At 40.4% G+C, this 26,044-nt stretch carries 23 protein-coding genes and 1 other annotated feature; of the genes, 1 reads left to right on the top strand and 22 read right to left on the bottom strand.

The annotated features are described in order from the left end of the window. Positions 1–311 precede the first annotated feature (311 nt). Both holA and N8M20_RS02075 read right to left on the bottom strand, forming a co-directional pair. The gene (holA, locus tag N8M20_RS02070; protein WP_261078895.1) at positions 312–1,349 is read right to left on the bottom strand and encodes a DNA polymerase III subunit delta; all 1,038 of its coding nucleotides are present in this window, start codon (positions 1,347–1,349) and stop codon (positions 312–314) included. Positions 1,350–1,382: 33 nt separating this feature from the next. Further along, complete coding sequence (locus N8M20_RS02075; RefSeq protein WP_261078896.1) at positions 1,383–2,318, bottom strand: dihydroorotate oxidase; 936 nt, start codon at positions 2,316–2,318, stop codon at positions 1,383–1,385. 228 nt (positions 2,319–2,546) lie between these two features. Between N8M20_RS02075 and gdhA the strand changes: the two genes are divergently transcribed. Next, entirely contained in the window at positions 2,547–3,893 is a 1,347-nt protein-coding gene (gdhA, locus tag N8M20_RS02080) for an NADP-specific glutamate dehydrogenase (RefSeq protein ID WP_261078897.1), read from the top strand. Positions 3,894–3,986: 93 nt separating this feature from the next. Here gdhA and N8M20_RS02085 read toward each other — a convergent pair whose 3' ends face one another. From N8M20_RS02085 to aroA, 20 genes are all read right to left on the bottom strand, one after another. Next, the gene (locus N8M20_RS02085; RefSeq protein ID WP_261078898.1) at positions 3,987–4,631 is read right to left on the bottom strand and encodes a TetR/AcrR family transcriptional regulator; all 645 of its coding nucleotides are present in this window, start codon (positions 4,629–4,631) and stop codon (positions 3,987–3,989) included. A 16-nt stretch (positions 4,632–4,647) separates the two neighbouring features. Beyond that, positions 4,648–5,652 carry an NADP-dependent oxidoreductase gene (locus N8M20_RS02090; RefSeq protein WP_261078899.1) on the bottom strand — a complete coding sequence of 335 codons (1,005 nt, stop codon included), beginning with the start codon at positions 5,650–5,652 and terminating at the stop codon, positions 4,648–4,650. Between the two features lie 279 nt (positions 5,653–5,931). Beyond that, positions 5,932–6,300 (bottom strand): 50S ribosomal protein L7/L12, encoded by a 369-nt coding sequence (gene rplL / locus N8M20_RS02095; protein WP_001196965.1) that lies wholly within the window; start codon positions 6,298–6,300, stop codon positions 5,932–5,934. Between the two features lie 72 nt (positions 6,301–6,372). Continuing rightward, a complete protein-coding gene (gene rplJ / locus N8M20_RS02100) occupies positions 6,373–6,873 on the bottom strand; it encodes a 50S ribosomal protein L10 (protein WP_001287277.1) in 501 nt (166 codons plus the stop codon). Between the two features lie 38 nt (positions 6,874–6,911). After that, positions 6,912–7,047: a sequence feature (ribosomal protein L10 leader region), on the bottom strand. A gap of 76 nt (positions 7,048–7,123) precedes the next feature. Next, positions 7,124–8,383 (bottom strand): TRZ/ATZ family protein, encoded by a 1,260-nt coding sequence (locus tag N8M20_RS02105; RefSeq protein WP_261078901.1) that lies wholly within the window; start codon positions 8,381–8,383, stop codon positions 7,124–7,126. Positions 8,384–8,485: 102 nt separating this feature from the next. Further along, positions 8,486–10,234, bottom strand: coding sequence for an ABC transporter ATP-binding protein (locus tag N8M20_RS02110; RefSeq protein WP_261078902.1), 1,749 nt, complete (start codon positions 10,232–10,234; stop codon positions 8,486–8,488). A gap of 1 nt (position 10,235) precedes the next feature. Further along, positions 10,236–11,960 (bottom strand): ABC transporter ATP-binding protein, encoded by a 1,725-nt coding sequence (locus N8M20_RS02115; protein ID WP_261078903.1) that lies wholly within the window; start codon positions 11,958–11,960, stop codon positions 10,236–10,238. A 60-nt stretch (positions 11,961–12,020) separates the two neighbouring features. Further along, positions 12,021–12,959: a peptide-methionine (R)-S-oxide reductase MsrB gene (msrB, locus tag N8M20_RS02120; RefSeq protein WP_261078904.1), complete on the bottom strand. Its 939-nt coding sequence runs from the start codon at positions 12,957–12,959 to the stop codon at positions 12,021–12,023. Between the two features lie 303 nt (positions 12,960–13,262). Next, positions 13,263–14,132, bottom strand: a complete 870-nt coding sequence (thrB, locus tag N8M20_RS02125; protein WP_261078905.1) for a homoserine kinase — start codon at positions 14,130–14,132, stop codon at positions 13,263–13,265. Position 14,133: 1 nt separating this feature from the next. After that, the gene (locus tag N8M20_RS02130) at positions 14,134–15,420 is read right to left on the bottom strand and encodes a homoserine dehydrogenase (RefSeq protein ID WP_261078906.1); all 1,287 of its coding nucleotides are present in this window, start codon (positions 15,418–15,420) and stop codon (positions 14,134–14,136) included. Positions 15,421–15,571: 151 nt separating this feature from the next. Next, a complete protein-coding gene (gene mecA, locus N8M20_RS02135) occupies positions 15,572–16,309 on the bottom strand; it encodes an adaptor protein MecA (RefSeq protein WP_261078948.1) in 738 nt (245 codons plus the stop codon). 200 nt (positions 16,310–16,509) lie between these two features. Further along, positions 16,510–17,544, bottom strand: a complete 1,035-nt coding sequence (gene tarQ, locus N8M20_RS02140) for a teichoic acid biosynthesis protein TarQ (protein WP_261078907.1) — start codon at positions 17,542–17,544, stop codon at positions 16,510–16,512. Beyond that, a complete protein-coding gene (locus N8M20_RS02145) occupies positions 17,537–19,006 on the bottom strand; it encodes an O-antigen polysaccharide polymerase Wzy family protein (RefSeq protein ID WP_261041209.1) in 1,470 nt (489 codons plus the stop codon). Before N8M20_RS02145 ends, tarQ begins: the two co-directional genes overlap by 8 nt. Positions 19,007–19,021: 15 nt before the next feature. After that, positions 19,022–20,008: a glycosyltransferase family 2 protein gene (locus N8M20_RS02150; RefSeq protein WP_261078908.1), complete on the bottom strand. Its 987-nt coding sequence runs from the start codon at positions 20,006–20,008 to the stop codon at positions 19,022–19,024. 1 nt (position 20,009) lies between these two features. Further along, positions 20,010–21,113, bottom strand: coding sequence for a glycosyltransferase (locus tag N8M20_RS02155; protein ID WP_261078909.1), 1,104 nt, complete (start codon positions 21,111–21,113; stop codon positions 20,010–20,012). After that, entirely contained in the window at positions 21,103–21,948 is an 846-nt protein-coding gene (locus tag N8M20_RS02160; protein WP_261078910.1) for a LicD family protein, read from the bottom strand. Before N8M20_RS02160 ends, N8M20_RS02155 begins: the two co-directional genes overlap by 11 nt. A gap of 125 nt (positions 21,949–22,073) precedes the next feature. Continuing rightward, positions 22,074–23,369, bottom strand: coding sequence for an LCP family protein (locus tag N8M20_RS02165; RefSeq protein ID WP_261078912.1), 1,296 nt, complete (start codon positions 23,367–23,369; stop codon positions 22,074–22,076). Next, complete coding sequence (gene pheA, locus N8M20_RS02170) at positions 23,366–24,214, bottom strand: prephenate dehydratase (protein ID WP_261078913.1); 849 nt, start codon at positions 24,212–24,214, stop codon at positions 23,366–23,368. The genes N8M20_RS02165 and pheA overlap by 4 nt, the downstream gene beginning before the upstream one ends. After that, entirely contained in the window at positions 24,211–24,687 is a 477-nt protein-coding gene (locus tag N8M20_RS02175; RefSeq protein ID WP_261067582.1) for a shikimate kinase, read from the bottom strand. The genes pheA and N8M20_RS02175 overlap by 4 nt, the downstream gene beginning before the upstream one ends. Continuing rightward, positions 24,680–25,963, bottom strand: a complete 1,284-nt coding sequence (gene aroA / locus N8M20_RS02180) for a 3-phosphoshikimate 1-carboxyvinyltransferase (protein ID WP_261078914.1) — start codon at positions 25,961–25,963, stop codon at positions 24,680–24,682. The genes N8M20_RS02175 and aroA overlap by 8 nt, the downstream gene beginning before the upstream one ends. Positions 25,964–26,044: the final 81 nt, after the last annotated feature.

The following is a 26,044-nucleotide window of genomic DNA, read 5'->3' on the forward strand; positions in this document are numbered from 1 at the left end:
GTAGATATATGTTACTGACTTCGTCAGTTTCATCCGCAACCTCAAAAACATGTTTTGAGCTGACTTCGTCAGTTCTATCCACAACCTCAAAACAGTGTTTTGAGCTGACTTCGTCAGTTCTATCCACAACCTCAAAACAGTGTTTTGAGCTGACTTCGTCAGTCTTATTTACAACCTCAAAGCAGTGCTTTGAGCAACCTGCGGCTAGTTTCCTAGTTTACTCTTTGATTTTCATTGAGTATAAAACAAGCAAATCAGCAAGAAACCCACGACAAAATAATATTGACGCGGGTTGTAGTTTCAAAAAAATGTCAATTGACCTGACTAGCAATCTGTAAGAGTGCCTTTTCAAAAAGGAAACCTTTTTCATAAAGACCTGTTTTAATCTGATAGTCTGTCTCAATCAAATAAGAAATAGCTTGCTTCAAAAAGCTCAAGGAAAGTCCTCGTGAATCTCTCAGCGCAAACTTAATCTGATAGGGATTGGGATTGCGTCCGAGAAAACTGCCTAAACTACTTGCAATCTGAGATTCTGCTTGTCCAGACTCCGACAAAATTTTCACCTGAGTAAAAGTCCGAAATTGTCCTAGCATGACTGCAATCAGTTTGATTTCATCTTCACCTTGCAAGGTCAAGTCTCTAACCAAATCGCGCGCCTGGTCCATCTTTTTAGTCAGAATAAACTGAGTTAAATCAAAAATATTGTCCTGCAAGGTTTTGGGAATAGCATTGACAATATCCTCTTCCTCGATAACAGAGTCTTCCTTATAGGACTGTAAAAAGAGGAGATTTTTCTGGATTTCGCTAAATTGAAAACCCGACTTGATGAGTAGATTTTCAAAAGAATGATTGGTAAACTGCAGACCTTCTTTCTGGCTCCACTTTTGGAAATACTGGCGCAATTCTTGTTCTTTGGCTTCTACTGCATCAAAAACCTTGGCATCACGCTTAAGTAATTTAACCAACCGTCTTTTGCTATCCAGTTTTCCTTCCGCAAAGATCAACAACTTGGTTGTTGGTGAAGGGTTATCAAGGTATTCCTCAAACGACTTGAGTTCATCATCTGTTAAAAAGCGTTTCTTGGCTGTTGTGATATCGATAAAATGATCCAATATCACGATTTTTTCATCAGCAAAGAAAGGAAGGCTGACCAACTCCAGTTCAACATCCTTGTAAATCACTTCTTTCATATCAAAGTAGGCAAAGTTGAGGTCAGCAGAATCGTAGCCAATCTGTTTCAATACTTGACTCTTCATAACTTCAAACTGACCCTGGTCTGTCCCTGTAAATAGGCTCAAGCTAGGTAAATTTGATAAAGTCAACTTCTGGCTTTCTTCAATGGCTAGCATCTTCTCTCCTTTCTTCTGATTTTTAGATTTAATTTAGTCAATATAGCGCAATTTCCCACGGAAATCTTCTAGGCTCTCGTACCCTTTTTCCGCCATGATTTCTTTTAGTTCATTGGTAATGCGGTCAAAAGCACTGACGCCTTCTTTGTGAAGTGTAGTTCCCACCTGCACCATACTTGCTCCACAGAGGATATGTTCAAAGGCATCACGACCAGTCAAAACGCCACCTGTTCCGATGATTTGGATTTGAGGATTTAAGCGTTGATAAAAGGCATGAACATTAGCTAGAGCAGTTGGTTTAATATACTCCCCACCAATGCCACCGAAACCATTTTTAGGACGAATAACAACAGACTCATCTTCTATATATAGGCCGTTTCCGATAGAGTTAACGCAGTTGACAAACTTGAGCGGATATTTGTTGAAAATAGCTGCCGCTTGGTCAAAGTGAACAATATCAAAATATGGTGGCAATTTAATTCCAAGAGGTTTGGTGAAGTAGGCAAACACCTCTGCCAAAATCCGGTCTGTTGTCTCAAAATCATAGGCAATCTGAGGTTTTCCTGGAACATTTGGACAGGAGAGGTTTAGCTCAGTCAGGCCACGAAACTCACTCTCCTGGACTTTTTTCAAGATAGTATGAGTTTCCTCTGGAGACATGCCGACCAGAGATAAGAAGAAAGTTCGGTTCGGCTCTTTTTCCTGCAAATCCAAAAGATAGTCCAAATAATAGTCTAAGCCATTATTTGGTAGGCCCATAGAGTTGATAGAACCAAGTGGAACATCTTGATAACGTGGTTCAGGGTTCCCCTGACGAAAGTCCAAGGTCGCTGTCTTTGTGACAAAGGTTCCTGCAACTGAGTTTTTAACCCCTTTTAGCTCCTCTATCGTCATACAAGCCACACCTGCTGCATTCATCAAGCAATTGTCAAACTCAAAACCAGCAATTTGTGTTTTCGTTGATACCATGATTCTAATCCTCCGGATTCCTTTTATTGCTAATATTATACCATATTTTCAGATTTTCTCTTTGAGAAAGATATTTACAAGAAAAAGGTTCGTTTTTTATCTACTTTCAAAAAGTCTCAAAACTAAATTGATAGAATTTTTAGAAAATTTTTGTTTTTTCTCTTTACAGTTAAAAAAAATTCTGCTATAATGACACACATAATTAAATTAGAATTTAAGGAGAACGATATGACATCTGCTAAAGAATATATCCAAAGCGTGTTTGAAACTGTGAAAGCTCGTAACGGGCACGAGGCTGAATTCCTCCAAGCTGTTGAAGAATTTTTCAACACTTTAGAACCTGTATTTGAAAAACACCCTGAGTATATCGAAGAAAATATCTTGGCACGTATCACTGAGCCAGAACGCGTGATTTCTTTCCGTGTTCCTTGGGTTGACCGTGATGGAAACATTCAAGTAAACCGTGGTTACCGTGTTCAATTCAACTCAGCTGTTGGGCCATACAAAGGCGGACTTCGTTTCCACCCAACTGTTAACCAAGGGATTTTGAAATTCCTCGGATTTGAACAAATCTTCAAAAACGTCTTGACTGGACTTCCTATCGGTGGAGGTAAAGGTGGATCAGACTTCGATCCTAAAGGTAAAACAGATGCTGAAGTGATGCGCTTCTGCCAAAGCTTCATGACTGAATTGCAAAAACACATCGGACCATCACTTGACGTACCTGCTGGTGATATCGGTGTTGGTGGACGTGAGATTGGTTACCTTTACGGTCAATACAAACGCCTTAACCAATTTGATGCTGGTGTCTTGACTGGTAAGCCTCTTGGATTTGGTGGTAGTTTGATTCGTCCAGAAGCAACTGGTTACGGTTTGGTTTACTACACTGAAGAAATGCTTAAAACTAACGGTAACAGCTTTGCTGGTAAGAAAGTGGTCATTTCAGGTTCTGGTAACGTTGCTCAATACGCGCTTCAAAAAGCAACCGAACTTGGTGCAACTGTTATCTCTGTATCTGACTCAAATGGTTACGTCATCGATGAAAATGGTATCGACTTCGATCTTTTGGTTGATGTTAAAGAAAAACGTCGCGCTCGTTTGACTGAATATGCTGCTGAAAAAGCAACTGCAACATATCACGAAGGTTCTGTATGGACTTACGCTGGAAACTATGACATTGCTCTTCCATGTGCTACTCAAAACGAAATCAACGGTGAAGCAGCTAAACGTTTGGTTGCTCAAGGAGTTATCTGTGTATCTGAAGGTGCCAACATGCCAAGCGACCTTGATGCCATCAAAGTTTACAAAGAAAATGGTATCTTCTACGGACCTGCAAAAGCTGCCAACGCTGGTGGTGTAGCCGTTTCAGCCCTTGAAATGAGCCAAAACAGTCTTCGCCTCTCATGGACTCGTGAAGAAGTTGATGGACGTCTCAAAGACATCATGACAAACATCTTCAACACAGCTAAAACAACTTCAGAAACATATGGTCTTGATAAAGACTATCTTGCAGGAGCAAACATTGCTGCCTTTGAAAATGTAGCAAACGCTATGATTGCACAAGGTATTGTTTAAGATTTATTCGTTCAATCCCTGATCGCTTCGATTGGGGATTTTTATGTTGAATCAAAAAAACTCACCATTAACAGTGAGTTTTAACATCCGAATTTATTTTACTTTCATTAGGGCAGATGACAAACATTCAACAATCTCATCAACTGCTTCATATATGTTTATAGTTCCTTCATCATTCAACATCATGGGAATAAGATAAGAAAAACTCAATGCTAAGATGTAACGAACAATTCTTTCATTTGACCAATTTAGAATAAGTCCTTTTTCTTTAAATTGATTTAAAACAGGGCTAATTGGTTCTATTATAGATTGAACAATAATATTTCCTAACTGGATAGAAAGATTTTTATCAATAAAAGAACGCCCCAAGAGAATTTTAACATGCATTTGATTCTCCTGAATGAAAAAGAGCCTATCTCGAACAATACTTTTTAAAAAGAAGGGAAAAGTTTCTTGATCTACTGTGAATTTTTTTTCTGAGAAATCCGCAATTACTTCTGGAATAACCTGTTCTAGAAAAGTAGATAAAATGGCTTCTAAAATACCTTCCTTTGTTTTAAAGTAACTAAAAACAGTTCCTTCTGACACTCCAGCGCGTTCGGCAATAAGGCTGGACGTTGTATTTTCAAATCCCATTTCTGAGAATAATTTTAAGCTTGATAATAATACTTGACGTTGTTTCAAGCTCAAGTTGCTAGCTTCTAACGTCTGAGCATACTTTTGTTCTAAACTTTCCATCGCTAGCACCTCTCTTCTACTCTCTTACTTTTACGACTTTTTTGCCTCGACTGTGTCCCATTTTCAGACTACGATAGGCTTCTCTAACTGACTTTAGAGAAAAGTCATACACTTGATCAATTTTCAGCTGAACCTTCCCGTCTGAGACCATTTCAGCTAAAGTGCTAAAATCATCATATGTGGAATGTCTCGGACCAGTAAACTGAGCACCTTTTATCATAACATAGGGCGAAGGTACTAATGTCCCAATAGCTGTCCCTTTCAAGCCTAAACTAAAAGCCAATCTAACATAATCAGATCCATAACAATCCAAAAATTTTGTAATAGGCGTTGGACTAGCTGATAGAAGAGCCTTCTTGATATTCTCTTCGTAACTTACTGGTATGGCACCTAAAGACTTCAGATACTCTGCATTTTTCTTACTTGCTATTCCAATCACTGTCGCCCCCTTAGCAACTGCATACTGTACTGCAATACTTCCAATACCTCCTGCTGCAGCTGAAATAACAACAGTATCTCTTGAATTTAAACCGATTCTTCTAAAAGCCCCACCCACAGTTAGAGCAGCTACTCCCATAGTAGCTGCGTGAGTCATGTCGATCATCTCTGGTTTCAATACAATTTCTGATTCATTGACACAAATTTCTGTTGCTAAAGCTCCCCTCTTAGTTCCCAAACCAGGATCACTAATCATTGTTCCAAACACCTTATCTCCTACTGAAAACCTAGTTACTTCATTTCCAACTTCTGTAATAACTCCAGAAAAATCTCTCCCTACACCTCTTGGAAATAAAGATGATTTAGATTCAAACCAACGACTTGGTTTCCTTAATTTCGTTATAAAAGATAGAAATCGAAGGGGTTTCGCTCCCTCAAAAGTTTTATAATCAATAGGATTTAAACCAACAGCATGAACTTCTACTCTCACCTGATTTACATCCAAGGCTGTAGAGTCGATCTTCAGCAAATCCAAGACCTCTTCGTTACCGAAACGACTGTACTCTATTGCTTCAACAACCATTTTCTTTACTCCTTAATTTCACAAAAAATGAGTGAACACTCATTTTTATAAATTATACTCTTAATTTGTAAGAAAATCAATATTATCGTTTGATAACAATTTATGACTTGATAAAAAATATCTATCATTTCGATTTACCAATATGATTCTTTCAATCTAACTCTCCTCACTTTTAAAGATTCCTTTCCATTTTTGCCCCATGGAATAAAAAAATAAAAACCGCTAGTCCTAAGAATAGCGGTTTAATCATGTTTTTAAGCTACTAATGTAGTCGCTCTATTATTTAAGAGTAACTGAAGCTCCAGCTTCTTCCAATTTAGCTTTGATTTCTTCAGCTTCTGCAGTTGCAACGCCTTCTTTAACAAGTGCTGGTGCACCGTCAACAAGTTCTTTAGCTTCTTTAAGTCCAAGACCTGTGATTTCACGTACAACTTTGATAACGCCAACTTTTTTGTCGCCTGCAGATGTCAATTCAACGTCGAATGAATCTTTAGCAGCACCAGCGTCAGCAGCACCAGCTGCAGCAACAGCTACAGGAGCAGCTGCAGTTACACCAAATTCTTCTTCGATAGCTTTTACAAGGTCGTTCAATTCAAGGATTGAAGCTTCTTTAATTTCAGCAATAATGTTTTCAATGTTCAATGCCATTGTTATTTCCTCCAAATATGTTTTAAATTTATAATAGATTTTCGTAGCTAGGCTACGCTGCGTAGCTTAAGATTAAGCTGCGTCTTCTTTGTTGTCTGCAACCGCTTTGACTGCAAGAGCAACGTTGCGCACTGGCGCTTGAAGTACAGAAAGGAGCATAGAAAGAAGTCCTTCGCGGTTTGGAAGAGTTGCAAGAGCAAGAATCTCTTCTTTAGATGCGACAGCGCCTTCGATTGCACCACCTTTGATTTCAAGTGCTTCAGCGTTTTTAGAAAAGTCGTTCAAGATTTTCGCTGGTGCGATAACATCTTCGTTAGAAAATGCTACTGCAGATGGTCCAACAAATACAGATGCAAGATCTTCAAGACCAGCTTTTTCAGCTGCACGACGCAAGATTGAGTTTTTAATCACTTTATACTCAACTTCGCTTCCACGAAGCTCACGACGAAGAACTGTATCTTGCTCAACTGTCAAACCACGAGCGTCTACAACGACGATAGATGCAGCAGCTTTCATTTTTTCAGCTACTACGTCAACTAGTTCCGCTTTTTTAGCAATAATTGCTTCACTCATTAGTGTGTTCACCTCCGTTATTATTTTGCTTGGGGAATTTTTCCAAAAGAAAAACGCGCCCAAACCTAGACACGAAAGTACAATACGCTTCTTTTTACATGATACGTTTTGTCCTCGGTAGGATACTTATGAGTCGAGCTCCCCTACTGTCTTAGGCAGTTTTTTCAAACCGTATATAAGTATAGCATAGTCAAAAAAAGAATGCAAGATTTTTGCAAACTTTTTTTAAAATTTTTTCGTGATTTTTCTTCTAAAGTTCTACTGTCAGAACTTGACCTTGCTTAACTACTGGTTCTCCAGCAATATAGACATCATCTACATCACTGGATTTAACAGCATAGACGAGATGAGAAAGCATATTTTCCAGAGGTTGGAGATGAATTTTCCCTTGTGGTTGGATGACCAGAAAATCTGCTTGCTTGCCAACTTCCAGACTTCCTATCTGATTTTCCATTCCTAGAACCTTAGCCCCTTCGATTGTCAGTGCCTTGAGAGCTGTTTCGATAGGAAATTGGCTGGCATCTTCATTTTTCATCTTCTGAAGAAGGGCTGCAGTTCGTCCTTCCTCAAACATATCTAGATTGTTATTGGAAGCAACCGAGTCCGTCGCAATTCCCACTGCTACTCCTGCTTTTTGCAGTTGGATGATGGGAGCAATCCCTGATGCCAGTTTGAGGTTACTGATAGGATTGTGGGCAATAGCCACTTGAGACTTTGCCAAGCGCTCAATTTCTCGCTCGTTTAATTCAACCCCGTGAGCAAAGACGGACGGATGATCTAAGTAACCCAGTTCTTCGAGAAAAGCAAGAGGACGTTTACCGTAGCGTTTCAGGATAATTCCTGATTCCTCCTTGGTCTCCGCCACGTGGATATGGATTGGAATATTCAGTTCTTTTGCCATATCTAAGCTTTCTTCCAGTAAGTCTCTACTACAGCTATAGGGAGAATGTGGGGCTACCATCACCTTGAAATTTGGATTTTTATATCCAATAATTTCCTCAATGATTGTTCGAGTTCTGCTTATGGTCTCAGCAGTTGTCTCTGCCTCTGAAGAAAAAAGAGTCGGTGAGAAATAACAACGCATCTTGGAAGTTTTCACTGCCTGATAAATCTGCTCAATCTCCACTCCATTGGGATTATACATATCGTTGAAGGTTGTTGTTCCTGACTGGAGCATTTCTGTCAGCGCTTCTTTGACCGCCTTGGTAGTCATGTCTGGAGTAAACTCAGCTTCTGCAGGCCAAATATAGTCATTGAGCCATTCATGGAGATTGCTATCATCTCGAATCCCTCGCAAGCCTGTCATAGCAGAATGGGTGTGGCAATTGACCAAACCAGGCATAATCCAGGCGCCCTGATAGTCTATAATCTGCTCAGCTTGCTCTAAAATCTCTGACTTCTCTTGACCAACATAGACGATTTGAGAATCCTTAACTGCTAAGATTTCATCCAAATAAACATGGAAATCTTGGTCACAAGTCACAATATTTACATGCTGATAGACTTTCATTGTTTTTCTCTTTCTAAGGCCTTGATTTTTTTCTAGCTATTGTAACAAAAAAGTCACCCGAAAGCAACTTTTTTCGTCCATAAAATTTCAAAAGAGAATGGCTTATTCAGAGCTAAAAACTGCAGCTTGCTGCATTTGGTAATACTTGCCCTTCTTAGCCATAAGGGCATGATGGTTCCCATACTCAACAATGTCGCCATCCACCAAGACAAGAATCAAATCTGCATCCTGTATGGTAGACAAGCGGTGGGCAATAATAAAGCTTGTGCGCCCCTTCATGAGTTTGGCAAAGGCATCCTGTACCAGCACTTCTGTTCGTGTATCGATAGAAGAAGTCGCCTCGTCTAAGATGAGAATCTTTGGAATAGCCAAAAAGACTCGCGCTATAGTCAAGAGCTGGGCCTGACCGACAGAGAGAGATTCTCCAGCATTTTCTAACTTGGTATCATATCCCTGCGGCAACTGTTGGATGAAAAAGTCTGCATTGGCTGCTTTGGAAGCAGCAATCACTTGCTCCCGACTAGCATCAGGAGTGCCAAAGGCAATATTGTCATGAATGGTCCCTTGCTTGAGCCAGGTTTCTTGGAGCACCATCCCAAACTGTTGTCTCAATGATGCTCGAGTATAATCATAAATGGAACGACCATCTAACAAGATATCTCCCGAGTTAATAGGATAAAAACGCATGAGGAGATTGATAAGGGTTGATTTTCCAGCACCAGTCGGACCAACAATAGCTACCTTGCTACCAGCTGGAATGTCAATAGATAAATCCTTAATCAAGATCTTTTCAGGATTGTAACCAAAAGAAACATGTTTAAAGGAAATAGCTCCCTTAACTTGGTCACTGGTCAAGACTTCCTTACCACTTTCAGCAACCTCTGGACTTTCTAAGACAGCATAGACGCGCTCTGCGCAAGCGAGAGCACTTTGCAACTCAGCTAGCACTGAAGAAATATCATTAAAGGGCTTAGTGTACTGTTGGACATAGTTCAAAAAAGTCACTAAGCGTCCAATGGTCAAGGTAGAGCCCATCATGATACGATAAGCACCCACTCCAGCTAAAAGAGCATAAATGAGTGCATTGACAAAGCGAGTAGAAGGATTAACCGTTGAAGAATAAAAGATAGCTGACTGCGAATAACCTGCATAGTTGTCATTAGCCTCACGCAGCCTTTGGATAAATTCTGCCTGAGCATTAAAGGACTGGATAATGGTTTGCTGGCTAAGAGATTCTTCAATCAACTGAGTCTGAATTCCCCTAGTCTCTGTTTGCTTTTGGAAGAGATGATAGGATCTCTTGGCAATAAACCGTGAAATTACCATAGACAGTGGCGTCAACAGCAAGACTAAGAGAGTCATGAGGAGATGAATTTGGAGCATTGCTAGAATACTAACCAAAATCATCAAGACTCCAATGAAAAATTGGTTAAAAATCATGGTCAAGCCAGCTGCCAACTGTTCGATGTCCGTGGTTACACGACTAACCATTTCTCCATTTCCTTGTCGATCCACAAAGGCAATCGGTAACCGATGGAGTTTATGGATGATTCGCTCTCGTAAATCTCTGGTATAAGAAAAAATTAGGCGATTATAGAGGAGAGGATTGGCCCACTGTACAAGGGTATTTCCTATGACCACCAAGATCATTTGGAGAAAAATCTGCCAAAAAAATGGTGAAGAACCAGCCACCAGAACCTGGTCGATGACCTGCCCAATCAGAATAGGTAGGTAGATTGATAAGGCAACCTGGGCAATGGTTCCTAGAAAGGCTAGGAAAAGGAGGAAAGGATGACTTGATAAATCTTTGGCCAAACGTTTGAGCGTCTGGTTTGCAGTTTGTCGTCTCATACTAGTCCTCCTTACCATGTTGGGATGCATTGATTTCGCGATAGACTTGACTGGATTTCATCAAGTCCTCGTGCTTGCCGATAGCTAGGAGCTCACCTTTTTCCAAGAGGAGAATCTGGTCAGCCATCTGGAGTGTCGAAGTCCGTTGAGAAATCAAGATTAAGCTCGTATTTGGCAGATTTTCTCGAATAGCTCTCAAGAGCTTGGACTCGGTAATGGTGTCGAGGGCCGAAGTTGCATCATCTAAGATGAGAAACGGAGCTTGGCGCAGGACTGCGCGGGCGATAGACAACCTTTGTTTTTGTCCACCTGAAAAATTTCGACCTCCTGCCTCAACAGTGGCATCTAAGAGACATTCCTTATCACTGACAAAATCCTTAGCTTGCGCAATCTCCAAGGCCTGCCATAATTCCTGGTCAGATACTTCTTGATTTAAACCCAAAGTTAAGTTGGAACGAATAGTTCCTTTAAAGAGTTCGACCTTTTGTGGCACATAGGCAATCCAAGACCGCCATTGCTCAAGATTACGAGGACTACATCCATTTCGATAAAGGTCAATGCTCCCCTTGTCTGCTGGATAAAGACCAAGTAAGACTTGCACCAAGCTTGATTTACCAGAACCTGTTCCCCCAATGATACCAAGGATTTGCCCTTGCTTCATATCAAAGGAAATGTCTCTCAGAGAAGGTTGGGCCGCATCAGGATAGGTAAAGGTCAATTCTTGAACTTGTAAAACCCGCTCGCTGGTAGCTTGCTTTTGTTCTAACTCTGAATGGATATCTTCTGGAGCCTCAGCAAAAACTTCCTCGATTCGCTTGGCAGAGATATAGGATTGGTTTAGGGAGTTGATCAGCATGGCTAACTTGACCAATTCCACCAATATCTGTAGGAGATAATTAATAAGGGCAATTAGGGCACCTTGACTGAGCAATCCTCCTTGAATAGAAATATAGCCTTGCCAGATAATAACGAGAAGAGTTCCATTAACAATCAGATAGGTCAGAGGTGTTAATAAACTAGACCAGAAACCTGTCTTTTCTTGTAATCTAGCATAGACTTGGTTAAGGGTTTGAAAAATCTGTAACTCTCGTTTTTCTTGTCCAAAAGCACGAATAACTCGCATGCCTTGTAATTGTTGGCGCGTTTCCTGAACCAGTTGGTCCGTTTTCTTTCTGAGATCACTGTAGAGAGGATTGACCAACTGAGAAAGGCCTACAATGACGATGGTCAAAATGACAACCATAACCAAGAACCAGAAAGTCAGCTCAGCTGAGATGCGATAGGCCATAAAGATAGCCCCAAAAACGATAATAGGTGCTCGCAAAAAGAGACGCAGGAATTGATTGATACCAGTCTGAATCTGGTAAGTGTCCGAAGTCAAGCGAGTCACCAAACTAGAAGTTGTCAGACGGTCTCTGCTGTCCTTGGGCAAGGAAAGAATATGACGATAGAGGTCGTTTGTCAATTCTTTGGCAAATCCAACCGCAGCCTTAGCTGAGTAGAACTGGGCTATTAAGGCCACTACAATACCAATTACTGCAAAGATAAGGAGCAAGCCAATCTGCATCCAGAGATGACCTTGATTTTTCTGGGGCAAGGATTGGTCAACAATCCCAGCAATCACCATAGGAACTAAGAGCTCAAACACAGCTTCTAGTAGCTTGAACAAGGGTGCTAAAATTGACTCCTTGATGTAGGGTTTAAAGTAAGATAATAGGTGTTTCATAGATCCCTTCTATTCGTTTTCCAGAAATGAAGAAAGTGGGAAGCACCCACCCTCTCTGATTTATTTGCTTAAGTAAGGTAGTAGATAGCCATATCCTGCTTCTTCCATCTCATCCTTAGCCACAAAGCGCAAGGAAGCAGAATTGATACAGTAACGGAGGCCACCAAACTCACGCGGTCCATCTGTGAAAACATGACCCAAGTGAGCATTTCCTGACCGAGAACGAACCTCGATTCGCTCCATTCCATGGCTCATATCCTTGTAATAATGAATCAATTCCTTGGAAATCGGACGGCTAAAACTTGGCCAACCACAACCTGAGGCAAACTTATCCTTGGCAAAAAAGAGTGGCTCACCCGTCGTGATGTCTACATAAATTCCCTCTTCAAAGGTTTGGTCATAGGCATTGGTAAATGGAGCCTCTGTAGCAGCTTCTTGGGTAACACGATAGGATTCTTCTGATAAGCTTTCCTTTAACACCTCTTGACTAGGCTTTTCATAGTTAGAGGCGTCAATCAATGGCTTCTCAGCATCGGTCACATCGATATGACAGTAACCTGAAGGATTCTTCTTAAGATAGTCTTGGTGGTAATCTTCAGCCAGAATGTAGTGGCGAAGTTTCTCCACTTCTACTGCAATCTTTCGACCTAGCATACGCTCCTGCTCCTGCACCACTGTGTAGATAGCAGGTAGGTCTGATTCATCCTGATAATAGATCCCAGTTCGATATTGGCGACCACGGTCATTCCCTTGTTGATTGACTGATAATGGATCAATAACACGGAAATAATAAAGCAAAATTTCTCTGAGTGACACTGCCTTCTCATCGTAAATCACTTGAACCGTTTCTGCATGATCTGTTTCCTTGAGTAGCTGGTAATTTGTCGTTTCGACTTGTCCATTAGCGTAGCCGACACTGGTTGCTAGCACTCCAGAAATGCGTGAAAAATACTCCTCTAGGCCCCAAAAACAACCGCCTGCTAGATAAATTTCTGCCATCTTTATTTCTCCTTTATCAAGTTCTTAACTAATACTCTTCGAAAATCTCTTCAAACTACGTCAGCTTACATCTGCAACCTCAAAACAGTATTTTGAGCTAACTTCGTCAGTTCTATCCACAACCTCAAAACACTGTTGTGAGCTGACTTCGTCAGTCTTATCTACAACCTCAAAGCAGTGCTTTGAGCAACCTGCGGCTAGCTTCCTAGTTTGCTCTTTGATTTTCATTGAGTATAAACTTCTTTTCAAAAAAAGGATAGGAAGCCCTCTGGTCGAGAGTTTCCCCATCCTATCTTCTATTCTTTATTTTGCTTCTACACGGACACCTTGGGTATCAACCTTCAAGTCATGAAGTTTTCCTTTGAAAGGTTGCTTTTCCAATTCTGCCTTAATCGTTGGCATCTTGTCATGAGAAGCCAAAACCATAACTGTCGGCCCAGCACCAGAGAGGTAGGTTGCATAGGCACCATTTTCTTTGGCCACTTGCTTAATCGTCGCAAATTCTCTCACCAAGTCCTGACGATAGCGCTCGTGGAAGAGGTCTCCCTCGATTGCTTGACCAGCTGTCACCATATCTCCTGCCAACAAGGCAGCAACAGCCACATTGGCGATAGAACTAGCTGCAACAGCTTCCTTGTAAGACAATTTCTTAGGCAAGACGCCACGGCTGTCTCGAGTACGCAATTCATAGTTTGGAATGTAGGCTAGGAAATCACACTCTGGGAAATCTGCTACGATAGCAGAAACTTGCCCATCAACGGAACTTGCAATAACGAGATTACCATAAATGGCTGGAGCCACATTGTCAGGATGTCCTTCAATCTTAGTCGCTAACTGCAACTTTTCATAGTCAGATAAGTTGAGATTCCCCAGTTGGTTGGCTAGTTCAATTCCAGCTACAATAACCGAGCTTGAAGAACCCAAACCACGCGCCAAGGGAACATCACTAGTCATTTTCAAACGTCTTGGTTGTAAATCTGGTACAATTTGCAAAGCAATTTTGAGCAAGAGATTACGCTCGTCATGAGGAATCCATTTGCCAATCTGGTGTTCAATCAGCCACTCTTCTCGTTCTTCGCAAACCTCGATTTGAAGATACTTGGTTACAGCTACACCGACCGAGTCAAAACCTGGCCCGATATTGGCACTGGTTGCAGGTACAATAATCTTCATCTTATTCTCCTAGCACCTTGAAGGTATTCAAGAGGTCGAATTCTGAAACCTTCTTCAATTCAGCTGAGACATTTTCAAGCTGGGCTTTATTAATCTTGTGTGTGATGATCACAACACGCGCCTTATCACCTTCTTTGCCATCTTGGAGGATTTGCTTGAAGGAAATATCTTGAGCGTTGAAGATTTCAGCCAATTTCAAGACCTGACCTTTTGAGTCTGGAGCCAAGATTGAGAAGTAGTAATTAGCTTTGACATCTTCAGCATTTGCCAAGACCAAGTCACGGCTATATTCGTTGAAGTCTTTGCCAATGGTACCATCATTCAAACGACGAACGATACGAACAATATCAGCTACAACACTTGTTGCAGTTGGTTTTTGACCAGCACCTGGTCCATAGTACATAGACTCACCAATACCGATAGATTCTACAAAGACAGCATTCATTACTCCATTCACACTGGCAAGTGGATGCGCTTTAGGAAGGAAGGTTGGAGTCACTTCTGCAGCAATACCTGAAGGAGTTTCCTCGATTGAACCAACCAATTTCACTACATAGCCAAATTCTTGAGCTACAGCTACGTCTTCTGGTGTGATGTTGCGGATTCCCTTGTGGGCTACATCGTCAAATGCAACCTTCATACCAAAGGCAAATTGGCTCAAGATAACCATCTTGTAGGCTGCATCAATCCCATCCACGTCATTTGTCGGGTCACTTTCTGCAAAACCTAGTCGTTGCGCTTCCGCAAGAGCATCATCATAAGACCAGCCTTCTTCCACCATCTTGGTCATCATGAAGTTGGAAGTTCCGTTGACTACTCCAAGCACGCGCGTGATTTTATCAGAAGCCAAGGAATTTGCCAAAGTACGAAGAATTGGAATCCCACCAGCTACTGCTGCTTCGTAGTAAAGTGCTACCTTATTAGCTTGAGCGATTTCTAGCAATTCTGCACCATGGACAGCCAAAAGGTCCTTGTTAGCAGTAACAACGTGTTTGCCAGCCTCCAAGGCACGAGTGATAAAGGTTTTAGCTGGTTCAATACGCCCCATCAATTCCACTACGATGGTAATATCTTGGTCTGACAAAATGTCATCCACATTGGTTACAAAGTTAAAGTCATTCCCTGATGCAAGCAAGCGATTCTTTTCATCTTCATCCTTGACCAATACCTTAGCAACTTCGATCTCTGAATGTGCTGATTGATTGATTTTTTCTCCATTTTCCTTTAGGAGGAAAGGCACACCACTTGCAACGGTACCAAATCCTAGTAAAGCAATTTTAACTGTCATGTTTGTCTCCTCGAAATTTTCTAATATAGCCATTATAACAGAATTTTGTGAAAATTCCTATTATAGTAAATCACTATTTCAGTCTAAAAAAGAAAAAACGAATCTGATGATTCGCTCTTCTTAAAATCTAGAAATAGCTTTCCAGAAATGATTATCCAATCTTTTGCAGATTAAGTACTGCATCGTGATTCATCAAGACTTGACCATACTCTTGTAAGACTGAGCGACTGATGTCACTATCGTCTGCAAACTCGCGCATACGGGCCAAAAGCCACGCTGGATATGGACTTGGATGATTTTCAATGTCCACTAAAATAGTCAAATAATAGCGCTCGTTCATCTTGTAGAGTTCAGAAGTTCCCATCTCAAAAGTCACTGTCTGAGCAAAAGCAACCAAGTCAGCCAATTTTGCAAAAGAAAGGATGTAGTAGATGTAGGGCTCTTTCTTGCTCTCAGCTTCTTGTTCAGCCTGCTCCTGCTCTTCCTCCTTGGCTTCGACTTGCTCTAGAGATTGAATCGCTTCGATATCATCCTTAGTTTTGTCTGCGATGCTTTTTTCTAAAGTTTTAATAAATTCATCCGGCGACATTTGAGCCAATTCTTCCATATCTGGTAAATCCGATAAGTCTTCAAAATCTAGATTTTGGTCAATCTTTGATTTGGTTACAAAGACATCGACCTTATCAGGTTTTGGAGTCACACGGAAGCTCAACATGCCTGTATCCAGAAAGCTATCAGGCATCTCTAACTCATCCAAGATAGCATAAAAGAACTCTTCTGTTTTTTCTTGAGGAACGAGAAAGTCAGCAATCTCCATGCCACGATCCATCAAATCCTCTAAAGACATCGTGATTTTCAAAGTTGTATCACTAATTTGTTTCATTTTCATTGCTAGTAACCTCATACTTTCAGTTCTATCTATTATACTAGATTTTTACGATTTTATCAAAAGAAGTCTCCTCTATACGGATAGATTTTCCCTAGGGTAACTTCTGTAGGAGACTCCAAAAGAAAATTTCTGCAGACAAATAGAAAAAGCCTTCAAAATCGGCTCTTAGCCAACTTTGAAGACCTAATACATCAGAAAGCTTATAGTTTAAAGGTTGCTACACCGAGGATAGAACGATTTAAGTTTCTGAGAATTTGAAGACTTTGCTCAAATTTCTTATAACGAGTCACTCCGTACTCTTCAACAAGAAGGACTGTATCCCTTTCCAAAAGCGATGGCACATCTTGTAAATCGACAAAATACATTCCTTTTAAAGACTCTTGATTTTGTTTCAATTTATCTAGGATAGCTTTATTTGAGCTAACGATAGTTAATTCTTGTCCAGCATTTTTGTATGACAAGACATCTGCTAGGTTGGCAATTGTTGTGATCTCTGTTACAAAATCAATTTGATATTGAGAAAAATCACCTGCTCTATTGATTGTTGGATTAAAGAGATAAACCAATACATTTCCCATCACAACCAAAATCACACAGACTACTCCAATAACAGCTAAACGGAGAATCAAGTTTTTCACATTTAATCCAAGTGCTGTCTCACCGTTTGCATTCAATTCTTTAGAGTTGATGGTTTCCAATTTTTCAATTTTCACATTTGCATAAGTGTGTTTAAATTTCTCAATCAATCCATCAAATTTTCTCTCTAACAAGTCATTGACATCCTTGCTTGGTGTCAAAATTTTCACACCGACCCCTGCATCGTCAATCATATAGTAGACGGTCAGTTTTTTCCACCAATAATCATTCGTAGAATTTTTCAAGGTTGTTTCTGTCGTATCCAATTCACTGGCCATTTTTTTCAACTCACTGGGCTCTACATCATTGAAAAGATAAGCTCCATTCAAATTCCCATCAATCAATTTCCCATAAAAATCACTATAACCACCAATTTGATGATTCAAAATCGTTTTGGCTGAGTCTTCTGGAGGAGTGATTTTATAGCTAAGATAAGTTGAATAACTTGTTGTATCTTTGACAGTATTTTTATTCCTAACTGCTTTAATTGTAAATGGTACAGCAATAAGAGCAAATAAAGCGATGAGAGCTAAAATATTTGCTTTTCGTTTTTTGTAAAGATTTGCAAACAAATCAGCTACTGAATAATGTTCAAACATGATTTTTTTCTCCTTTGTTTAGTAGATACTGGTTTTCCTTTGTAAGCATTTTCGCTACGAATATAATCACAAGAACAATTCCCCAGAATTGCATTGTAAATAGATTGAAGAAACTTTCTGAAAAGCTACTTCTAGGCATAAAGAATAGATTATTCAAGATGAGTAAGGACAAGGCAAATAGGATTGTTCTAGAGCGATAGGCTACTTGCAACATGGCTATAAATAACATACCTAGCAAGAGACTAAGTAGAAAGACTCCTATCATACCATAGTCTGTATATAACTCCATGATATAACTACTTCCGATACCATGTCCTTTCAAATATTCCTTGTTCAAAACAAGATAGGATAAATTGTGGGCATAACTATTACTATCAATAGCCAATTCCACACTATTGGTTGTATGCTCAAAGGCTTTTCCTCCGAAAATTGACCCCAAACTCCCCCTTGCAAAATAATCAAGGACAGGACCAAAAGTAAAATTACGGAAATCTCGGTAAGGGAGGCTACTGTTAAATAGAAAACCTCGAGCCAAGACACCAAAACTAGTCCCTTGTTTATAGATAAAGTCAAGTAAGATATCCCAGAAACCTGTATGGGAAACTTGAACATTATCCCGTACATAATTGAGCACTCCCATCGCTAACATGAGAATAGGAGAACCTACAAAAATCGCTAACTTTTCTTTAAATCCAATCCATTTTCCTTTTTCGGTTTGCTCCCGCATAAAGTAATAAACAAAAGCAAATAAAATACTTAAAATAAAAGGATTTCGGGTCCCAATTGCCAAATGAATGGTATTAGCTGCAATAAAGGAGACAAGCACTGCTGTGGCCTGCCATTTCTTTGGTTTGGTTGCCAGATACATACACATTGCGTAGACCGTAAAGGTAGACAAGATATAGGTAATATAAGGCAGTTTACTTTCAAAATTTGCATAGTAGGCATAGTAGGAAGTCTGCAAACGATACAGGAGTCGTTCAAATAACCGAATGAAATAGAAAGGATAGGTTAGAAGAAAAACTCCTAGTGATACAAAGCGCAACCGCTTGATGTAAACATCTTTTAGAGAACTTCCTATCTTGGGTACTTGTATCTTCTTTCTAGCTATAAAATAGCGAGCTAGGAGCCCTCCTGTGGTCAAGCCCAGAATCGAAACCATGACGACTATAAAGGCAAAACGATAGGCTATGGGATGATAGGTATCCAAAGCACCATCCCTAAAGTAATCAATGGTCGGCCTTGATACCAGAAATACAAAAATAGTTAAAAAGAAAATAAAATGGATTAAGTAATACTTGATATCATTCCAACAAGCAATTAAGCTACTAACCAGTAAGAACAATAAAGTAGAAAGCAAGCTAACATTGTTATTATTAAACAGATACACAATTCCACTTACTAGCGTCAAGGCATAGCTGACTATGGTCAAACTAAATAATAATCGTTTCCCATCAATCACTTGCTCACCCCCGTTCTAATGTAATTTTTTAGATTTTTCAATATTTTTTAGTAATAAGAATCGGTATAAGGAAATATTTATGAATAGAGCCAAAGCACTAATTCTTCTCCCCTTACGGAAAATTGGATTCCTAGCAATAGTAAAGGCATGGCCTTTTAAAAAATGATGAATCTGAGAATAGGCTTCAAATTGTTTATACTGATCATCTAGTAACATCTTATCTAGAATAAAGAAATGGGCATAGGCCAATCTGAAAAAAGCAACCTCTTTCAAGTCAGGATAGTTTTTCACAACTTCATTGTAAAACTTTTGATAGATATCAATATAGGCTAAATCCTTCTCTGCATAGGGTTTAGTCGTAATACTATCCCCTCTATGGAAATAGTAATAATAGGGTTTGGTATTAACAACGTACTTATTAGCCAACTTGATTAAATCAAAATGATAATAAGCATCTTCATAAATCAATCCCTTAGGAAAGGATAGGGCAGTTGCAATCTCTCTCTTGATTAGCTTATTGCAAATCGTTCCAGGGATTTTTTCACCTATGAGGTATTCTCTTAAAAATGTTTGAGAATCACAGACAAAATAGTCATCCTGATTGGCTGATTGTGGACTTTCATCATTAGCATAGACATTCATGACACCACAGCTAGAAACATCCGCATCTTCTTGAATTAATTGCTCATATAAGCTCTGAATCATTTCTGGATGGATATAATCATCTGAATCAATAAAAATCAGATAATCCCCGTGAGCCTGCTTCATTCCATCATTTCGCGCTTGCGACAAGCCTTCGTTCTTTTTATGAAGAACTGACACCCTATCATCTTGTTTAGCGATTGCATCACACAAGCCACCACTCTCATCTGTTGCACCATCATCAACAAGAATAATTTCCAGATTTTGATAGGTCTGCTTCTGAATGGAAGCTATCGATTTTTCTAGGTACTGCGCCACATTATAGACTGGCACAATCACACTGATTAATGCAGTTTCCATGCTACTCCTCTAATAGTTTTTCTACTTGTTCGATTTGTTTGGCAATTGTGAATTGTTGAATGAATTGACTAGCCTCATTGACATCGAAGTTTGAAGCAGAGGTCATGTAGTCAGTAATTGCCTGAGCTGCCTCTTGATTGCTCTCAATGATTTGTCCAAATTGTCCGTCTTGGGATAATTCCTCAGCCCCTCCAACATCCGTAGAGACAAAAGGAAGTCCCAGACTCAAGGCTTCCACATACACTCCAGGAAAACCTTCTTGTTTAGACATAGACAAGAGAACTTTCGTCTGAGATAAATACTGATAAGGATTTTTTTGATAACCAAGGAAATGAACATAGTCCTCAAGCCCATACTCTTTGGCTCGTTTTTTCAGTTCCTCTTCCATGTCACCAGCACCTATAAAGTAAAGGTGATAATGTTTTCCCTCTTGGTGTAATAGTCGTATCACTTCCACTACACGGTCAGAACCCTTATTTTCCTCAATTCGTCCGATAGTACAGATACTTTGAGGCGCAATCTCGATATCGATCTTCTCTTGAGATTTTTCTAAAATAGTCTTAAAGTCATATCCATTGTAAACTGTCCGTAATTTCGAAGCATAGTCTGGATAGACTTCCTTGATAGAATTGCTAGTTTTATTCGAAATTCCCACAATGGTATCCGCAGCATCCAACTGGCGTCTATGTGATTCTCTTTTGGAGCTATCCTTAATAAATTCTTCGATACTTCCATGAATCCAAGAGATTTTCTTGACTTCTTTTCTTTTAGAGAACAAAAGTGGAGGATTCATAATAGTAAAAGAAACTTCAACATCATAGTCATCTCTTACAAGCAAGCGACGTGTCAATCTTGGAAAATAAATTCTCATTCTCCACAAAAAAGCTCGTAACCATCTAGCTTGGCGGTAATCTTGAAGGGATTTTAAAATGCTTACATGCTTGGGAACAGATTCGTATCCCTTGTCAAAGTGCTCCATTTCAAGAATATCAATATCATACTTTTCTGGATCCAGATTTGAAACAATGGTAGACAGAATCTTTTCTGCACCGCCTCCGAGAGAAAAAGACCACATAAAAAATAAGATTTTTTTCTTAGCCACCATATTCTCCCTTGTATTCTGTATAAGACTTATCCATATCAGCGATGACAGCATCATGATGCGGTAGCTGCTTGTCTGCTGGCGGAGGAGTCATATAATCGCCAAAAGCTGTGCTGAGATAGGCATCGTAGCCAACTGGAATAGGCATCTCTGTTCCTTCAAATGGCAAGAAGAGATTATCTTCAAAGGATGCGATTAGGTACTTGTTTCTCATGTAGCCAGGACCTGAGCATAATTCTGTGATGCCATCGCTCTCAGCTAGACTGTACTTGGTCATTTCTTTTTCAGCTTTTTTCCAAATACGATAACGGAGAGATTTTGGCGTCAAACCGAGTAAAATGCGGCTTCCCCACTTCATAAGTGCGCCATGTTTTTCTGGAATAGTTTGCGCACAAAAAAGAGAATAAATCAAGGCCCAACGAACTTGTTTTTTCCGCTCAGCTGGATTTTTAGGATAATAATCCAAAGGCAACACATCCAAGGCTAGACCATGTGGTAAATTCAAATCCTGCTGGTAAGGTTTGATACAGGTAGTTTCCTTGTCACGAATGGTAATAAAAAGATTGCGGTCGACAAAATCCTTGTTACTCTTTGACAAGAAATAACGCTCATCTGCATAACGAGGCCATAATTCTGCTAATTTCTCATAATCTTTACGAGGCATAAAAAAGTCTAGGTCGTCGTCCCAAGGAATAAATCCCTTGTTTCGAAGGGCACCAATAGCACCTCCTCCACAGAGATAACAAAGTAAATCATGTTCCTTGCAAAATCCCACAAAATATTCAGCCATCTCCAGACTACGAGCCTGAATTGCTTTTAAATCAGTCATATTGTTCATTATTCTTTCTATCGTATCGTTCCATTATACCACAAATAGGGGGTGAAAATCTATTGCAGACTGTAAAAAATCAAAGCCTGACTACTATCCAAATAGCTATCAAACTTTGATTTTTCTGTCTTATCTTATCTCAAGCCCATCTGAGACAATTTATTCTGATATTTGTTTTGATCGACAAGCAAGCCCAAGCCTCCATAAACATCGTAGGCATCTACCCAGTCACCAAGTTCTGGAATCGTCAATTTTTCAATGCCATTTTGAGCTCCGTCTAGGAAAGACAAGCCATTTGTTAACAGGAAGGTATAAGGAACATTCGTTGAGGTCATTCCGAAGACCTTGCCAAGTGCCTCTGAGCCTGTAAAGAGCTTGGTTGGATCTTTGATTTGCTGAAGAACTGCTGTCAGTACTTGTTGCTGTCTTTTGGTACGGCCGTAATCCGCCTCATCATCATCACGGAAACGAGCATAATTGAGCAAGGTCGAGCCATTCATCTGCTGTTTTCCGACTTTGATGGTTTGGGTTGGAGACTCAGTCTCAGTAGCGTGTAAATCATCGCCGACTGTAGCTTCTGTTAGTGGGCGCCCATTCAATGTTGAAAATTGAGCATCAATTGTCACCCCATCAGGGAAAAGTGTGTCAATCGCTGTAGCAAAGGCCTGAAAATCGACCAAGGCATAGTACTTAATGTCCAAATCAAAATTATCTTTCAAAACTTGACGAACCATTTCTGCCCCTTTTTGCCCCTCTTGTTCTCCTAACTCATAGGCTACGTTTAACTTGTTATCTGTCTGTTTTCTACCGTTAATGACTTGGCTATAACCGTCTATATAAACCAAATTGTCACGCATGAAGCTGACCAGCTTAATTTTCTTATCCGAACCGCCAACATTTAATACCATAATAGAGTCCGTCCGCGTCTCAGCACTGTTCTGGCCGATTCGCCCATCAGTACCCATGATCAAAATATTAACTCCATCTCTGGTATCTTGACCATTAAAAACTTCTACTTGAGCTGCCCTGGCATTGGCAATTTTATCTGGATTAGCATTGGTATAACCTTTCAAGAACATAAAAATCATACCCAATGCTAGACAAGCTAAGATAGCCAGTAATCCTGAAAAAATGCGCCCCCAACGTAGCTTCCGCTTTTTAGTTTTTTTCTTTGGAAGAGAATTGATTTTCTGGTATCTCTCAGAACGATTACGGCTATTATAAGAAGGAATCGAAGTGTTAGCACTTGACTTTCTATAATCCTCGGTCAATTCTTGACTTTCTGAGGGAGCGTCACTACTTGCCCTATTTAATTTGTCTTGCAAGTAAGCAAACTCTTTTTTTTCTCGCTCATTGAGGTAATGAATATTCTTAAAGAGATAGTCATAACGTAACTGCTCGTGGTGGCTTAAGGGATTTTCTTTACTCATCTTCTCTCCTTTCCATGGTCTGATATTGGATAAATAGGATAGGCACCCAGAACCTTATACTGGATTCCTATGGCTTCTAATTCTTTTTGGGCAAAGCGGACCAAGGCCTTATCAGCATAGTCCACATCGATAATGAAAAAGTATTCGCCCAACGCTGTCTTGAGTGGACGACTTTCAATTTTTGTCAGGTCAATTCCTCTCCAAGCAAAGGTCGAAAGAGCCTTATAAAGTGCACCTGGAAGGTTGTCAGGTAAGGTCAAGGCCAAACTCATTTTCTCAGTTTGTGCTTGCAAGGGAATAGCTGCACCTTCAGCTCCCAGAACCCAGAAACGTGTGAAATTGGCTTCCATTTCCTGAATATCCTCAGCAATCAGTTCTAAACCATATTCTTCTGCAGAACTTCTAGGAGCAATGGCTGCATAAGGCTGGTCTGGATGTTCGGAAATAAAACGGGCCGCATAAGCTGTACTAGCTGTTACCTCGATTTGGGCCTCTGGATATTGTTCATCGATGAATTTCTTTCCTTGAGCCAAAGCCTGAGGATGAGAAAAAATCTTTTCAATCTTAGTATGGCCTGGGACTACCATCAACTGCTGATGAATAGGCTGAACGATTTCTGCAACTGCTTGAATGCGAGCCTGATGAAAAAGGTAGTCCAAGGTTTCATGAACACTACCCTCAATAGAATTTTCAACTGGCACCACAGAATAGTCCACCAAGCCTTGCTCATAGGCCTTGATGACATCTGTAATGTTAGCAAAAGCCTGCAATTCCTCATGAGGAAAAGCTGTCTGCACAACATGGTGTGAAAATGATCCCTTGGGACCTAGATAAGCAATTTTCATCTCAGTTCCTCTATAATTTCCTCTGGACTTAGCTTGGTCACATCCAAAACCCGACTGGCTACCTCCTCATACCAGGCCTGTCTTTCTTGGAAAATAGCTGCTAGTTCTTCCTTGCTATTATTTAGAAAAAGCGGACGCTGATTGTCCTTATCAGCTGCGATACGGTGGTAGAGGGTTTCAAAATCAGCTTTCAGGTAGATGTTATCTGTATTAGTCTTGAGTAAGTCACGATTTCTCTGAGAAATAACCACTCCTCCTCCAGTTGACACGACTTGGTCTCTTTGTAGTAAATCAGCTAGGACTTCTGATTCTACCTGACGAAAGGCTCCTTCTCCCTTTTCCGAGAAAAATTCCGTAATGGACATGCCTAAGCGCTTCTCTATCAGAGCATCCATATCGAGATAATCTGGGTCCAAGCCTCTTGCAATAGTCGATTTTCCAGCCCCCATAAATCCTAGTAATACCTTAGCCATGAATCAAGTTCTCCAAATCATCAAAGAAGCTAGGATAGCTGGTATTGATGGCTTCTGCACGGTCAAGTTCCACTTCTCCATCTGCAACCAAGAGGGCTGCGATAGCTGTCATCATGCCGATACGGTGGTCACCAAAAGTATTGACTCTAGCACCGTGAAGGGCTGATTTCCCTTTGATAATCATTCCATCAGCTGTAGGAGTAATATCCGCACCCATGCTATTTAAAGCGTCTGCCACAACCTGAATGCGGTCTGTTTCCTTGACCTTGAGCTCCTCAGCATCCTTGATAACTGTTACACCTTGGGCTTGAGTCGCCAGAAGAGCGATAATTGGCAATTCATCAATCAATCGTGGAATCAAGGCACCACCAATCTCTGTTCCTTTCAAGTCAGAAGATTCAACAGTCAAGGTAGCAGATTTAGCGACTGGGTCAATTTCAGTAACTTCTAATTTTCCACCCATGGCATGAATAACATCGATAATCCCTGTACGCGTTTCGTTAATACCCACATTCTGCAGCACTAGACGAGAGTTTGGAACAATCAAACCTGCGACCAACCAAAAGGCTGCACTGGAAATATCTCCTGGAACAACCACCTTTTGTCCTGTCAATTTTTGTGGCCCTTGGACTGTGATTTTTTTGCCCTCCACACTCAAATGACCACCAAATTGTTGCAACATATCTTCAGTATGATTACGGGTGCACTCTTTTTCGATAATGACAGACTCCCCCTGAGCCTGCAAGGCCGCAAACATCAAGGCTGACTTGACTTGGGCAGAGGCAATTGGCAACTCATATTGAATAGGTTTTAGGTTTTTCGTCCCTTTTAAATGAAGGGGAGGAAGGTCTCGCTCAGTTTGTCCCGAAATGCTGACGCCCATTTTTTTCAGTGGAATCGTCACACGATCCATAGGACGTTTGGAAAGACTGTCATCGCCAAACATCTCTACTTCAAAATCTGCACCAGCAAGGACACCTGAAATCAGGCGAATAGAGGTGCCAGAATTCCCCATATCAAGGGCATTTTGCGGCGCTTTTAAGCCATCCATGCCGACACCTTGAATGGTAATAACCTCATCTTTATCCTCAATCTCAACACCAAGGTCACGAAAAACCTGCATGGTCGAAAGAACGTCTTCACCTCGCAGAATATCATAAACCTTGGTCTCACCCTCAGCCAAACTTCCAAAGATAATGGAACGGTGACTGATAGACTTGTCACCTGGAACGCGGATACTGCCATGTAAGTGGCGAATGTTTGTTTTTAGTTTCATACTGGACCTCATACTTGCAATACTTTTACCTATTTTATCATAAAAAGCCAGAAATTCCTTAAAAATTCCTGACTTTAGGAT

Origin of the sequence: Streptococcus mitis, assembly GCF_946190275.1 — a bacterium.
In the GTDB taxonomy this organism is placed as follows: domain Bacteria; phylum Bacillota; class Bacilli; order Lactobacillales; family Streptococcaceae; genus Streptococcus; species Streptococcus mitis_DC.

Excerpts from the sequence above, each read along its gene's own strand:
- N8M20_RS02105 (WP_261078901.1), bottom strand. The coding sequence starts at position 8,383 with ATGAAAGTCTATCAGCATGTAAATATTGTGACTTGTGACCAAGATTTC.
- N8M20_RS02165 (WP_261078912.1), bottom strand. The coding sequence starts at position 23,369 with ATGAGTAAAGAAAATCCCTTAAGCCACCACGAGCAGTTACGTTATGAC.
- holA (WP_261078895.1), bottom strand. The coding sequence starts at position 1,349 with ATGCTAGCCATTGAAGAAAGCCAGAAGTTGACTTTATCAAATTTACCT.
- N8M20_RS02115 (WP_261078903.1), bottom strand. The coding sequence starts at position 11,960 with ATGAAACACCTATTATCTTACTTTAAACCCTACATCAAGGAGTCAATT.
- aroA (WP_261078914.1), bottom strand. The coding sequence starts at position 25,963 with ATGAAACTAAAAACAAACATTCGCCACTTACATGGCAGTATCCGCGTT.
- pheA (WP_261078913.1), bottom strand. The coding sequence starts at position 24,214 with ATGAAAATTGCTTATCTAGGTCCCAAGGGATCATTTTCACACCATGTT.
- N8M20_RS02175 (WP_261067582.1), bottom strand. The coding sequence starts at position 24,687 with ATGGCTAAGGTATTACTAGGATTTATGGGGGCTGGAAAATCGACTATT.
- N8M20_RS02090 (WP_261078899.1), bottom strand. The coding sequence starts at position 5,652 with ATGGTTGTTGAAGCAATAGAGTACAGTCGTTTCGGTAACGAAGAGGTC.
- N8M20_RS02110 (WP_261078902.1), bottom strand. The coding sequence starts at position 10,234 with ATGAGACGACAAACTGCAAACCAGACGCTCAAACGTTTGGCCAAAGAT.
- mecA (WP_261078948.1), bottom strand. The coding sequence starts at position 16,309 with ATGAAAATGAAACAAATTAGTGATACAACTTTGAAAATCACGATGTCT.
- N8M20_RS02160 (WP_261078910.1), bottom strand. The coding sequence starts at position 21,948 with ATGAACAATATGACTGATTTAAAAGCAATTCAGGCTCGTAGTCTGGAG.
- N8M20_RS02150 (WP_261078908.1), bottom strand. The coding sequence starts at position 20,008 with ATGGAAACTGCATTAATCAGTGTGATTGTGCCAGTCTATAATGTGGCG.
- gdhA (WP_261078897.1), top strand. The coding sequence starts at position 2,547 with ATGACATCTGCTAAAGAATATATCCAAAGCGTGTTTGAAACTGTGAAA.
- tarQ (WP_261078907.1), bottom strand. The coding sequence starts at position 17,544 with ATGTTTGAACATTATTCAGTAGCTGATTTGTTTGCAAATCTTTACAAA.
- rplJ (WP_001287277.1), bottom strand. The coding sequence starts at position 6,873 with ATGAGTGAAGCAATTATTGCTAAAAAAGCGGAACTAGTTGACGTAGTA.
- N8M20_RS02130 (WP_261078906.1), bottom strand. The coding sequence starts at position 15,420 with ATGACAGTTAAAATTGCTTTACTAGGATTTGGTACCGTTGCAAGTGGT.
- N8M20_RS02155 (WP_261078909.1), bottom strand. The coding sequence starts at position 21,113 with ATGGTGGCTAAGAAAAAAATCTTATTTTTTATGTGGTCTTTTTCTCTC.
- N8M20_RS02085 (WP_261078898.1), bottom strand. The coding sequence starts at position 4,631 with ATGGAAAGTTTAGAACAAAAGTATGCTCAGACGTTAGAAGCTAGCAAC.
- rplL (WP_001196965.1), bottom strand. The coding sequence starts at position 6,300 with ATGGCATTGAACATTGAAAACATTATTGCTGAAATTAAAGAAGCTTCA.
- msrB (WP_261078904.1), bottom strand. The coding sequence starts at position 12,959 with ATGGCAGAAATTTATCTAGCAGGCGGTTGTTTTTGGGGCCTAGAGGAG.
- thrB (WP_261078905.1), bottom strand. The coding sequence starts at position 14,132 with ATGAAGATTATTGTACCTGCAACCAGTGCCAATATCGGGCCAGGTTTT.
- N8M20_RS02075 (WP_261078896.1), bottom strand. The coding sequence starts at position 2,318 with ATGGTATCAACGAAAACACAAATTGCTGGTTTTGAGTTTGACAATTGC.